The 12,752-nt window shown below is 53.9% G+C and carries 9 protein-coding genes; 3 read left to right on the forward strand and 6 right to left on the reverse strand.

The features are described 5' to 3' along the window. Nucleotides 1-611: 611 nt before the first annotated feature. The 6 genes from MO867_RS17790 to MO867_RS17815 form a co-directional block, all read right to left on the reverse strand. On the reverse strand, nucleotides 612-1,028 hold the full coding sequence (locus tag MO867_RS17790; protein WP_252471659.1) for an IS66 family transposase: 417 nt from the start codon (nucleotides 1,026-1,028) through the stop codon (nucleotides 612-614). A 331-nt stretch (nucleotides 1,029-1,359) separates the two neighbouring features. Further along, nucleotides 1,360-1,611 (reverse strand): hypothetical protein, encoded by a 252-nt coding sequence (locus MO867_RS17795; RefSeq protein ID WP_252471662.1) that lies wholly within the window; start codon nucleotides 1,609-1,611, stop codon nucleotides 1,360-1,362. A 54-nt stretch (nucleotides 1,612-1,665) separates the two neighbouring features. Further along, nucleotides 1,666-1,938, reverse strand: a complete 273-nt coding sequence (locus MO867_RS17800) for a hypothetical protein (protein WP_252471664.1) — start codon at nucleotides 1,936-1,938, stop codon at nucleotides 1,666-1,668. A 345-nt stretch (nucleotides 1,939-2,283) separates the two neighbouring features. Then, nucleotides 2,284-2,748: a DUF2489 domain-containing protein gene (locus MO867_RS17805; RefSeq protein WP_252471666.1), complete on the reverse strand. Its 465-nt coding sequence runs from the start codon at nucleotides 2,746-2,748 to the stop codon at nucleotides 2,284-2,286. Next, nucleotides 2,748-3,677, reverse strand: a complete 930-nt coding sequence (locus MO867_RS17810; protein ID WP_252471668.1) for an AEC family transporter — start codon at nucleotides 3,675-3,677, stop codon at nucleotides 2,748-2,750. Before MO867_RS17810 ends, MO867_RS17805 begins: the two co-directional genes overlap by 1 nt. A 6-nt stretch (nucleotides 3,678-3,683) precedes the next feature. Next, complete coding sequence (locus tag MO867_RS17815; protein WP_252471670.1) at nucleotides 3,684-5,060, reverse strand: DNA recombination protein RmuC; 1,377 nt, start codon at nucleotides 5,058-5,060, stop codon at nucleotides 3,684-3,686. A gap of 96 nt (nucleotides 5,061-5,156) precedes the next feature. Here MO867_RS17815 and murI point away from each other — a divergent pair, with 96 nt between their 5' ends. The 3 genes from murI to MO867_RS17830 all read left to right on the forward strand — a co-directional run bounded on the left by murI (nucleotide 5,157) and on the right by MO867_RS17830 (nucleotide 12,429). Next, complete coding sequence (gene murI, locus MO867_RS17820) at nucleotides 5,157-6,176, forward strand: glutamate racemase (RefSeq protein WP_252471673.1); 1,020 nt, start codon at nucleotides 5,157-5,159, stop codon at nucleotides 6,174-6,176. Nucleotides 6,177-6,274: 98 nt separating this feature from the next. Further along, nucleotides 6,275-8,974 carry a PD-(D/E)XK nuclease family protein gene (locus MO867_RS17825; RefSeq protein WP_252471675.1) on the forward strand — a complete coding sequence of 900 codons (2,700 nt, stop codon included), beginning with the start codon at nucleotides 6,275-6,277 and terminating at the stop codon, nucleotides 8,972-8,974. After that, nucleotides 8,971-12,429 carry a UvrD-helicase domain-containing protein gene (locus tag MO867_RS17830; RefSeq protein WP_252471677.1) on the forward strand — a complete coding sequence of 1,153 codons (3,459 nt, stop codon included), beginning with the start codon at nucleotides 8,971-8,973 and terminating at the stop codon, nucleotides 12,427-12,429. The genes MO867_RS17825 and MO867_RS17830 overlap by 4 nt, the downstream gene beginning before the upstream one ends. The last annotated feature ends 323 nt before the right edge of the window (nucleotides 12,430-12,752 follow it).

The following is a 12,752-nucleotide window of genomic DNA, read 5'->3' on the forward strand; positions in this document are numbered from 1 at the left end:
AGAGCCTTCTGCCTTATTCGCTCTTACCTGTTGACCTGTCAGAAAAATGATGTCGACCCCGGAGAAGCATTAACGCAACTTCTTAACGGGGAGTGGCCTAGGTTTTTATTGGAAAAATTCAAATTTTTTGAGGTTAGTGCTGAATAGTTACGACTTCATCAACTTCAAACGTAACTACTCAGCTGATATCCTAAGTGCCACCATTTTCTTATGAATAAATTCAGGTCACACTCCTGAAAACAGACTTTCCAGCGCTTCCCCAACACCATGTTATTTGCAGATGGATAGATAACTACGAATACGGCAAAAAATCTTAGCCCCTCTCATAGAGCGAAAGTAGCCCAATATTTTTTGCTGGGCCTTACTCATACGAAGATCCCTTTCATCCTAATTGTTAGCCTAGGGTGCATCCTGATTACCCATAAAGCGAAAAATATCTCGTTCGTATTTTTGTAATCGCTCCAAGAGGTTGCTAGATCTACTTCGAGCTATTCCGCTACGTTTTTTATTTTAATTCATCAGCTTCCGATGGTGGGAATCCAGACATTACACAGGGCATGCAAGCACATTGCATAACGGTAAATGGTCATGGCCCAGAATACCTCCTGCATTCAACTATAATGGTGCAATATATCCATTTCTTCTGTAGCCTCGTTGCCACGCTTTCCATGTGGCACAATCAATATCCAGGAAATACTTGAGGCATTGTGTAGCCATAGGCGGCTACCATTTACATTGATACCGGTTTCATCAACATGCAGGGTTCTTTCTTGGCGTAGCACAGACTTGGCTACTTGCTCAAAAAAGGCCAGTCGCTCAAAGGCTTCCAGGTTGAAGTTATAAATACTGGCAGCACTGATGGGTGTATCAAGTAACTCGGCGAAATATCTGTCAATACGCTCGCAGGGAATCATCTGAAATATCGACATATAAACTGAATTGGCTTTGACGCTGGCACCATACTGCGTTGAACGGGCGGCCTCCTCGGGAAAGTCTGCCACAAACCGTCGGCCATTTTCATCAAACAAAACCTGTGTTCGGTATTCTGTAACGTGCCGTGATATTTGAATATTAAATATCTGACGGAATTCATAACCATCATCCGTGTAGACACCTTTTCGCAGAGTTTGGCGATCAAGCTTGATGAAACAAATTTCGTCGGGTTCATTTATCTACTCAAGATTTTACCCGAATGTCCGGAAGTATTAGACCACTACAAGCGGGCGGCCTGCCTAGCTCTCTGTAATATTTTCAATCAACATCCATAAAACAATCTACCCGGCTGTAATAATCAGCCGCCTCACATATAATATCGATACTGACATCTATCTTTTGATAAACTGAATTCATTATCACACCTTAAACCAACTCATCGCGATACACCAAGGACAAACCCAATGAAGTTACCTCACTGGGTTCAACATCTTCATCTTTCTCCTCAACAAAATCAGGATAGGGAGCTATGAAAACCTTATCCTCCTCAGTGGGGTAGCTTTTAGTGGAGCTGCTCCAGTAGATACAATACCCCTCCGACTTATATCGCTGCTCATCGGATCGATTAATTTCATATCTGACCAGGTCTTTGAGCTTTATAAAGGTATTGAACCTCATTTCATTAAATCTAACACAGACAAAAGAATAGACTGACACACTTCGCTGACAGCACTATTCCTTTTGATTTTGTTGCTCGCAACACAAATGACGCAATTTGCTGACTTTATCCAACCATTCATAGCCTGGCAAAGTTTCCAGAAACAAATCGCCGTATGCTTTTACATGACAGACACTTTCAATAGTGCGCAGCGCATTTGCTTGCCTTTCTGGTTTATCCAAGCCTGATATGACTGACATCAAGGATTCAGCATAAGGCTCCATTTTATTCTGATTAAGATCACCTGCCATTTCACTCGCAAGTGATTTTATTGCCTCAATATTCACACTGTTTCACAGATAAATGTCCAATAAGTAATTTAAAAAAATCTCAACCTACCCCCTTTCCCCACCCCTAAAATCAACCTGGCTAACCGGGAAAACAATCTACACACAAATGGATTCACTGAAATTAGCAGAAATTAACAGAAATTAGTAAGGCAGAATTATCGCAACTATTAATATACTTGGCGCAGGAAAAAACCTGAAACACCTAACGAAACGAGAAATTGGAAAGTGGATTTGAAGCAGAGCTGAGACTATATTCACTCGAAAACCAGCAAACAGGTCCTTGTCTACCGGCTTCAAAAACAAATAGGGACACAGTGCAGTGAGCAACTGCAGGGCCCACTATCAGAAAGAGCGGCCCGCAATACGCTTGGCTGCATCCATCGCAAAATCTTTATAGTCCACCTCTACCTGGGCCATCTCCAGCTCAAACTGGAACTGCTCTTTGCGAGGTAACTTTTTCCAATCCTGCAGAATGGGAATATGACTGGTTTTTTCGGCGATAGTATAGAAGGCAACAAACTCTTCCTTCACGTCCTGACCAACCTGCAATGAATCCAGCAGAACGCGGATTCTTATAGAAGCCTCTGTGAGACCTATCCCATCATCTAGTAAGGTACGCGCAATAATCTGGATACTGTCATTAACCCTTTGACGCTGATCCTCAGCAGCCTGCTCTAATTCGGCTAGCTGTACAGCCTGCTTTTTCTGTGCAATCGATAGTTTACGCAAGTAGAAACCAGCCACAATCGCGAGAAAAAAGATGATTAAAGCTGCAAGAACCAGCAGCCAAGTAGGAAACACAGTCATTAAATATACACCTTAAGTAGCGCCAGTCCTATGCTGGCCGAAATAACAGAGAGCACTGTACTGAGGCCAATAATATTGGCCGCTAGTTGGCTATTGCCGCCCATGGTATGGGCCATCACGAAGGCTGATATACCACAAGGTGAACCTGTGATCAGCATCAAATATCCCAAATAAGTAGGGCTCATGCCCATGGCCCAACCAATGGTTACCGAAAGTATGGGTACTACTATCAACTTGAGCAGCGAGGATGTCAGTGCTGTTGTCGAACTGCGTAGCAACTGGCCCAATTTCATACTGGCACCAATACAAATCAACCCCAAAGGTAAACTCGCAGAGCCAAGGATTTTAACCGTATCAAGCACCATTTGTGGGACTTTGATATTCAGTACTCGACACAATATCGCCAGGAAAACTCCGATAAGTAATGGGTTCTTTACCAGTTCGGTTAGCAGCAGGCGTGGGCCGAATTCTTTCTCTTCATTGTAAAAAACGAACAACATTACCGCGAAAATATTGAACTGGATAGTCAGTGCGGCAACCAGTACAGCAGAATGTGAAACCCCCGCAGGCCCAAAGGCTTTTTCCACCCAGGCAAGGCCCACAATAGCAACGTTTCCACGAAAGGCTCCCTGAATAAACGCACTGCGATCCTTCACCGTAATCGGCCTGGCCGTCAACCAGGCTATGGGCATTATTGCAAAAGTACCAAGGACCCCTGCGATCAACAGGGGCGCTTCATGTGAAGGTTTTGCGCTGGAGGAGTAAAGACTATCGAACAACAACGCCGGCAACAGAATATTGAAAACCAGCACCGTTGCATCATCAAAAAATGATTTACGCAGCATCCCCTGCCTGGCTAGCAAATACCCACCGATTATCATCAAAAAAATCGGGCCTGTAACCAGTAGAGCAAAGGCAATATTTTCCATAGGAAATTAATCTTCTGCAGCAACTCCCTCTTCCTGAGGAAGTGTCATTTGTCCTGAACCCTCAGCCCCGTCACGCAGCTGGGAGGATATTTGTTTACGCGTTTTGGCGCCGAGCTTACGCAGGCTGTCAATCCGCTTCACTACATTGCCTCGGCCAGTGGCCAATCGCTTATAAGTTTGCTGGTAGGCATCGTCTGCCTGGCGAATCCGGTCACCCAAAAGGTCCAACGATTCCAGTACCATAGCAAACTGGTCGTGTAGCTTGCCGGCTTCATCGGCGATTTTTTCCGCATTCTTGTTTTGCTTTTCGTATCGCCAGATGTTCTCTACGGTGCGCAGGGTCGCCATAAGGCTGGTGGGGCTCACGAGGACTATCTGCTTCTCGTAGGCAAAACGGAACAGGTCTGGGTCCGCTTGCATGGCGAGCATATACGCAGCTTCGATAGGCACGAAAATGAAGACAAAGTCCAGGGTTCGCACGCCTTCCAACTGCTCATAGGCTTTCTTGTTGAGGCCAGTAATATGAGCACGCAGGGAGTTTACATGCTGCTTCAGGGCCTGGGTGCGCTCCTCGTCGGTCTCGGCTGAACTGTAGCGTTCGTAATCCACCAAGGAGACCTTGGAATCGATAATCAGGTCTTTATTTTCCGGCAGGCGCACAATGACATCCGGCTGGCGCCTGCGGCCATCGCTGGTAAGGGTTACCTGTGTTTCGTATTCACGCCCTTTCTGCAGACCAGACTCCTCCAGTAAGCGCTCCAATACCACTTCACCCCAGTTGCCCTGGATCTTGCGGTCCCCCTTCAGTGCCGAGGTAAGGTTCAGGGCCTCATCGCTGATGCGCTGGGTCTGCTCACGAAGGGCCTTAATCTGCCCCAGCAGGCTGTTGCGCTCCGCATTCTCGCGGTCGTAGACATGCTCTACCCGCTTACGAAAATCTCCCATCTGGCGCTCCAGTGGATCGAGGCTCTTACGCAAGCTGTCCTCACTGCGGCGCACGAAACTCTGCTGCTTTTCTTCGAAAATACGGTTGGCCAGATTCTCAAACTGCTCGCCCATGGTGACACGCATCTGCTCCATCAGCTTGCGCTGCTCTACTAAGGCCGACTCTCCTTTTTCTACCAATACCTGGCTGCGAGTAAGCCGCTGCAACTTGACCGCCAGCTCTGTACGCAAGGATTCCACCTCTATGCCCAGCTGGGTTTCCCGTTCACGACCACTTTCGATACGGGCCTGGGCCACCTGTAGGGTAGCTTCGGCCTGCATCAGTGTGCGGCGACTTCCAGCCCGCGCCAACCAAAACACAAGGCCCAGTAAAAATAAGATGGCAACAACCGCCATCACCGCATAATCGGCTTTCAATTGCAGCGGAAACGCTGGCATAGGGTGGTACTCCCAGACCCGGAAAGAGGAATAATCATCAGGATTTCGCCAGGGAGATAATCGCGGCTGGCATGACCGGAAATTGGCCGGTTCAAAATGGCCATCTTACCAGCTTGGCGATTGAAAGTACTGAGACCAGGCCGCGAGCGAATAGGCTTTAGCGCCAGAAAAAATACCGCCACCTTAGAAAAGGTGCCGCTCTCCGCAAGTCTCAACGGTAATTTTTATAAGATTTTAGGGTATTCTTGGGAGATTGGTTTCGATGTTGGTACTCCAGAACGCATGCACAAACATAGCGCCCACCCAGAAAGCCCTGTCCCCAGCGCCCTGATCTTTGATTCCGGCGTGGGCGCCATCAGCATTGCGCGGGAAATCCGCCGCCTGATACCGGGCCTGACCCTGCATCTGGGTGTGGACAACGGCTTTTACCCCTACGGCAATAAAAGCGAAGAGGAACTACGCCCCCGGATAGTCCAGCAGGCCCAGGCCATGATGGAACACTGCGGGGCCGATATTTTAGTGGTGGGCTGCAACACCGCCAGCACCCTGGCCCTACCCCAGCTGCGCGAATCCCTACAGGAACCCGTGGTGGGCGTTGTACCCGCCGTGAAACCCGCCGCTGCCGCCAGCCGTTCCCGCACTATTGCCCTGATTGCCACCGAAGGCACCGTTAACCGCCGTTACACCCGCGAGTTGATCGAGCAATTTGCCAACGGCAATCGCGTGATCAATGTACCCGCACCGGAACTGGTGTATCTGGCAGAGAGCAAGCTGCGCGGTGAAGCCGTCACCGCAGAGGATTTGGAACCGGTATTACACCGCGTCTTCCATACCGCCGGCGGCGATCAAGTGGATATTGCCGTCTTGGCCTGCACCCATTTTCCCCTGCTGCGAGAAGAACTCGACCAGTTCGCCCCCCGCTCAATCCAATGGCTGGATTCCGGCGAAGCCATCGCCCGGCGCGTACGCTGGTGGCTGGAAGAACTCAAACTGATACTGCCAGATAGCCCAAACACCGGCCGCCTGATCACCAGTACGGTCGATCTAACCGGCAATATAGAACAGGCCTTCCGCGAGTTCGCCCCAGTTGCCGAACCCCTCGCCTCCAACACCTAAGATCGCCAAAATGATGAGAACCGAGCAACACAGTTGACAGCTCCGTCACAAACCGCGACCGTTCCCCCAATAACAAGCCCTAACCGGTACCCGAATTCATGCTGAAGCCGGCATTTCCCGCTCTCGAAATATTTGCGCAGCTGCCCCCCGGCGGACTGCTGCTCACCCCCAACAACCGTTTGCGCAACCGCTGCCAACAGGTGTTTGCCGCGCAGCAGTCGCCCGGTGCCTGCTGGATGCCGCCGCCGGTGGAATCCCTGCGCAGCTGGCTGGACAAGCTCTGGTTCCAGCTGCAACAGCGCAACTGGCAACCCACCTTGCAGCAGGTATTGAATCGCGAGCAGCGGCAATTACTCTGGCAGCGCGCTTTAGATGAATCCCTGGATCGGCAACTGCTCAACAGCCAGCAATTGTGCCGGGATGCCGATAGTGCCCTGGCGCAGCTGCTCCAATGGCAGCTGATCTCCGATCTCTCGCAAATAGATGAGGCGCTAACTCCCCTACTGGAACAGTTCGCACTCTCTATGCGCAGCGACGAACTGCCGCTGTGCGCCATGATCAAGGCCTTTGCCACTGAGCTTCAGGCCCACAGCGCCATCACGCCAGACCAGCGCGATCAACTGATCTTGCGCGCCTTCCAGGAAGGCATTCTGGAACCCGTCGCGCAAATTGATACCGCCGGCTTTGCCCAGATTTCGCCCCTCGCCAATGCCCTGATTCACGCAGGTGCCGCAGCCCTTAATGAAAGGCCGGGCCTTACCCAACAAAGTGAAGTATCCGCAGCCGCCTGCGCCAATTTAGAGGAAGAGTTGTACCAGGCCGCACACTGGGCCGGGCAGAAGCTGGCACAAAACCCCGGCCACAGCGTCGGCATAGTGGTGAACAACCTGGGCCAGTGCCGCGCCCAGGTGGAAGCGGTATTTTCCCGCGTGCTTGAACCCCAATACCTGGACCCGCAGCAACCGCGCTACACACTGCCGTTTAACTTCTCCGCCGGTACGCCCCTGGCGCAAACACCGATCGGTAGCGCCGCCCTGCAATTGCTATCGCTACTGCAAGACGAATGGGATTACCCTCAATTGCAAAACATCCTGTTCAGCCCTTTCTGGGGCGACGACAGTGAAACCTGGCTGCGCAGCGCCCTGTTCCGCCGTTTGCAAAAACTGGAACTTCGCCGCATCGACGGCGCAACCCTGCGCTACTGGGCCGAGCGCACTGCAGAAGTGCTCCACTTGGAATCGCCGCAACTGCCCCGCCAGCTGGAGCAAATGGCCGAACGCGCCCGGCGCTGGCAGCGAGCCCCCGCAGAAATTTGGGCCGCGCGTTTTTCCGAAACGCTGAAAGCCATGGGCTGGCCGGGCACACGCAACCCGGACAGCCAGGAATACCAGCAGCTGATGCAATGGGAATCCATCCTGGAAGAGTTTGCCGCACTCAGCGCCTGCGGTGGCAACCTTACCCTCACCCAGGCCCTGCAATTGCTGCGTCAGATTGCCAGCCGCACCCCCTTCCAAGCGGAAACCCGCGATGGCCCCCTACAAATTCTCGGGGTACTGGAAGCCGGCGGCCTCGCCTTCGATCACCTGCGCCTGGTCGGCTTCGGCCAACAGCAATGGCCGCCGGCACCGGCACCCAATCCGTTGCTGCCGATTCAATGGCAAAAACACTGGAAGATGCCCCGCGCCAGCGCCGAGCGGGAATTGGAACTGGCCCGCGAACTCACCGCCGACCTGCAGAATGCCAGCGGCGATATCGTCGTGAGTTACACCTGCGAAGAAGACGGTGTGCAGCAGGGACTGAGCAGCTTGTTTGAAAGCCCGCAACAAGCCCAGCACTTTGCCGAAGGCGCCCTGCACAATCACTACAGCCAACTGGCGCAAGCCTGTCAGCTGGAAAAAGTCGAAGACAAAAAGCTACCGCCACTCACACCCGCTGAATGCGAACGGGTGCGCGGAGGAGCTTCGGTGCTCAAGGCCCAGGCCCTGTCCCCGTTAAATGCGCAGTTGCGTTTCCGCCTCGGCGCCAGCAGTTTTACCCAACCGGATATCGGCCTCGGCCCCGCCGAGCGCGGTAATGTGGTGCACCAGGTGCTGGCGGAATTCTGGCAACAGTGCGGCACCCTCGCACAACTGCAAGCTATGGACGATGAGCAACGCCAAGCGCAAATCGAACGCGCAGTGGAGCGCTCCCTCGGCAGTGTGCGCAAAAAATACAATCACTTGCCGATCGGATTTTGGGCCATGGAAAAGCAGCGCCTGGAGCGTCTGCTGCAACAATGGCTGTCCGTGGAACTGGACAGGCCCAATTTCTCCGTAGAGAAAGTCGAATGGGAACAAGCCGTGGAAATCGGCGGGCTGCACTTTAACCTGCGCCTGGACCGGCTGGACCAACTCGCCAGCGGCGAACAACTGGTGATCGATTACAAAACCGGCGTCCCCAGTATTCGCGACTGGCTAAGCCTGCGCATCCGCGAACCCCAGCTGCCGCTCTACGCCCTCTTCCAACCGGACGCCCACGCCATCACCTTCGGCCAGGTGCGCAATGGCGACTGCAAATGGAATGGCTGCGGAGATTTGGAGCACCCCATTACCGGCATTAAAGCCGTGGGCGATACGGAAAAGGAATCCCCCTACGGCACCTGGAGCAATCTGGTGGAGCACTGGCGCTACAGCCTGGAATCCCTCGCCACCGAATATCGCAGTGGTATCGCCACCCTCGCCTTTGATCGCCCCACCGATAACAACAGTGAACTCTGGCCCCTAAACCGCTGGCCGGAAAGGGAGCAAATAACCGAATGAACGAAGTTGTGACCACTCCCACCCTGCGCCGCCCCATCGATGCTGACGCCCGCAGCCAAGCCCTGGATATCAGTCGCAGCTTTGCCGTTTCTGCCCCGGCGGGCTCCGGTAAAACCGGCTTGCTCACCCAGCGCGTATTAAAGTTGCTCGCCGCCTGCCAGCAACCGGAAGAAGTGCTGGCCATTACCTTCACCCGCAAAGCCGCCGGTGAAATGCGCGAGCGCCTGATCGACGCCCTGCACAGTGCCCGCGACCAAGCCCGGCCAGACAACCCTCACGATGCCATCACCTGGGATTTAGCCCGCGCCCTGCTGGAGCGGGATCGCGAACTGGAATGGGAACTGCTGCAAACACCCCAGCGCCTGCGCATTCAAACCATCGACGGCCTCTGCCGCAGCCTCGCCAGCCAACTGCCGATCGAAAGCGGCCTGGGCGCACCGGGTGAACCCCTGGAGCGCACCCAAATCGCCTTTGAGCTGGCGGTGGTGAACCTGCTCAACCACCTCGATGGCGAAACCCCAGACGCAGACCTACAGCAACTACTGCTCCACCTGGACAACGACCTGGGCCAGCTCAATAAGCTACTGCGTATTTTGCTGGATAAGCGCGAGCAATGGCTCGGCCCACTTTTGAGCGTCAACTTCGACGGCGCCCAGGATTATTTCCATTTTGTCATCGACGAACTGGTGGCAGAAAAACTGCAAGACCTCACCACAGCCCTCCGCAGTGTCGCCGGGGAACTGCTGGAGCTAGCCAGTTATGCCGGCGGCAATTTACAAAAGGGGAACCCCAGCCACGGCCTGTGCCTCTTCGCCGAACTGGACGATTTCCCCAGCACAGACAGCAGCGGCCTGCCCGCCTGGCTCGCCCTCGGCAGCCTGCTCCTCACTACCACCGGTGATCTGCGCAAAGGCGGCGGCATCAATAAAAAACTCGGCTTTGGCCTGCCGGATAAAAAAGATCCCGAGCGCCCCATCGCCGAAGAATACAAGCAGCGCATGAAAGACCTGCTGGCAGAACTGGCCGGCAATGAACCGCTGCTCTCCGCTCTGCGGGAAGTGGGCAAGCTCCCCAGCGGACTGCAACAGAGCCAGTGGCAACTGCTGCAAGGACTCGCCCAGGTACTGCCCAAGTTAGTCGCCGAATTAAAGCTGGTCTTCCAGCAGCTGGGCGCCACCGACTATACCGAAGTGGCCCAAGCCGCTCTGATCGCCCTGGGCGATAGCGATAACCCCACAGACCTGGCCCTAAAACTGGACCTGCAAACCCAGCATATTCTGGTGGACGAATTCCAGGACACCTCCCACACCCAGCTACAACTGTTGGAAAAACTCACTGCCGGCTGGCAGCAGGGAGACGGCCGCACCCTATTTATTGTCGGCGACGGCATGCAATCCTGTTACGGCTTCCGCAATGCCAACGTGGGTATTTTCCTGGATGCGCGCGAACGCGGTATCGGTGAAGTGCCCCTGGAAGCCCTCGACCTCCAGGTAAATTTCCGCTCCGAAAGTGCGGTGGTGAACTGGGTCAACGAGACTTTCCAAAGGGCATTTCCGCAAGCGGACAATATCGGGCGCGGGGCCGTGCGCTATCTGCAATCCGAAGCGTTTAAAGGCAGCAAATGGGCCGAGCCCTCGGTGAATTTTTACGGCTGCATCGATGACGAAGACCGCAACCGCGAAGCCACTCAAGCGGTTGAACTGGTGCAGCAATTACAAGCGCAAGATCCGGAAAGCCGCATCGCCATTCTGGTGCGCAAGAAAAAACACCTGCAAAAAATTCTGCCGGCCCTAAGCGCCGCCAATATCTCCTTCCAGGCCCCAGAGCTGGCGCCGCTCGCCAGTAAAATGGTGGTGTTGGATTTACTCAGCCTCACCCGCGCCCTACTCGACCCCAGCGATCGAATCAGCTGGCTGGCCGTACTCCGCGCCCCCTGGTGCGGACTGCAACTGCCAGACCTTTACACCCTGGCCAACTGGGGCAATGGGGATATCACCGTAACCGATACCAGCGCACGCCCATTATTAATGGCCTTGCAGGAAGTGGACGATATCGCCCTACTCAGCGATGAAGGGCGCACACGCCTGGCCCAAGTGGCCCCCAAACTGCTGCACGCCTGGCAGCAGCGCGGCCGCAAACCCCTGCGCACCTGGATTGAAGGCCTCTGGCTGGAACTGGGCGGCCCCGCCACCGTAGCGCAAAAGTCCGACCTGAATAATGTGCAGGATTTTCTGCAATTATTAGAAGCCTTCGATACCGGCGGCGCCATTACCGACTGGCAACAGTTCACCCTCGCCCTGGAACAGCTCTACGCCCGCCCCGCCCAGGATGCCAAAGTGCAGGTAATGACCATTCACAAATCCAAAGGGCTGGAGTTCGAACACGTACTGATCCCAGGCCTGGACCAAGGTGGTAAACCCGGCAGTGATCAACTGCTGCGCTGGAGCGAATGGCTCAACCGCGAAGGCGAAAGCCGTTTCCTGCTCGCCCCCAAAAATGCACGCGGCGGCCGCGACCCGGTTTTTGAATACCTGAAGCACGACAACAGCGAACGCGAACGCCTGGAAGGCACGCGCCTGTTGTATGTAGGTTGCACCCGCGCTATCCGCTCGCTGCATCTTTTAGCCTGCATCAACCGAGATGAAAAAAAGGGCCACCTAAAAGCCCCCGGCAGCGCCGCCCTACTCGCCGGCATCTGGCCCAGTGTTTTGCATCACCAGGAAAGCGACTGGTGCCACTGGCTGGAAGCAGAAGAACCCCTGCTCAACCAGGAAGATGCCAGCAGAGATCACGACTACCTGCTGTGCCTACCCAACCAATGGCAAGCCCAGGCCATGCCCCGGCAGGAATGGCTGGCCCAATACCGCATGCCAGACTACCAGCCCAAAACAGAGGAAGAAGACAATATTCCCGAACTGGGCCAGGTAGCCCTGCGCTGGCTCAAACACGCCGGCACCGTAGCCCACGAAACCCTCGCCACCATTGCCGAGACCAATATCAACAACTGGACACCCACCAAACTGGAAGCCCAACGCCCCCTATGGCAACTGCGCCTAAAACAATTGGGGCTATCCGCCACCAGCCTGGACCGCGCCGCCGAGAAAGTAGAAATCGCCGTACGCAACAGCCTCAACTGCCCCACCGGCCGCTGGCTATTGGATGGCTCATTAAGGGAATCCGCCTGCGAACTGGAACTCCACAGCGGCGGCCGACAGTTGCGACGCTCTATTGTGGACCGTACCTTTATCGATAACGAAGGCACCCGCTGGATTGTCGACTACAAAACCGCTGAGCCCAGCGGAGAGGAAAGCCAGGAAGAGTTTATTGTGGCTCAGCTGGAGCAATATCGGAATCAGCTGGAGAATTACCGGAAGCTCTTTTATGCGAGAGGGGAGCGGAATATTCGATGTGCGCTGTATTTTCCTTTGATGCAGAGGTTGGTGGAGTTGGATTAGAGGGAATTTGGCTTGGCAAAAAGTATCATCTTTTATCCAAATAGCATTTTGTATTATCGAGGAGATCGTGAAACCTCATCATGAACCTGTTTTACAGAGATTCGGCTACTGATACCATTAATGATGTCTCAAACCTTGGGCTCCCCGGAATCCATAAAGAATCTATAAAAAAATGTATCTGCCTAATCAATCTTATTTGAAAGCACTACGCCACATAATCAGATGATAGGCAGTTTAAATAGTTTCGGAGTTTATTAATTGTCTATTTGACAATACTTCGGACAGTTTTAGGGGGCGAAATAGGTAGGAACCACGGCCAGATA

Source organism: Microbulbifer okhotskensis, assembly GCF_023895975.1.
GTDB lineage: Bacteria > Pseudomonadota > Gammaproteobacteria > Pseudomonadales > Cellvibrionaceae > Microbulbifer > Microbulbifer okhotskensis.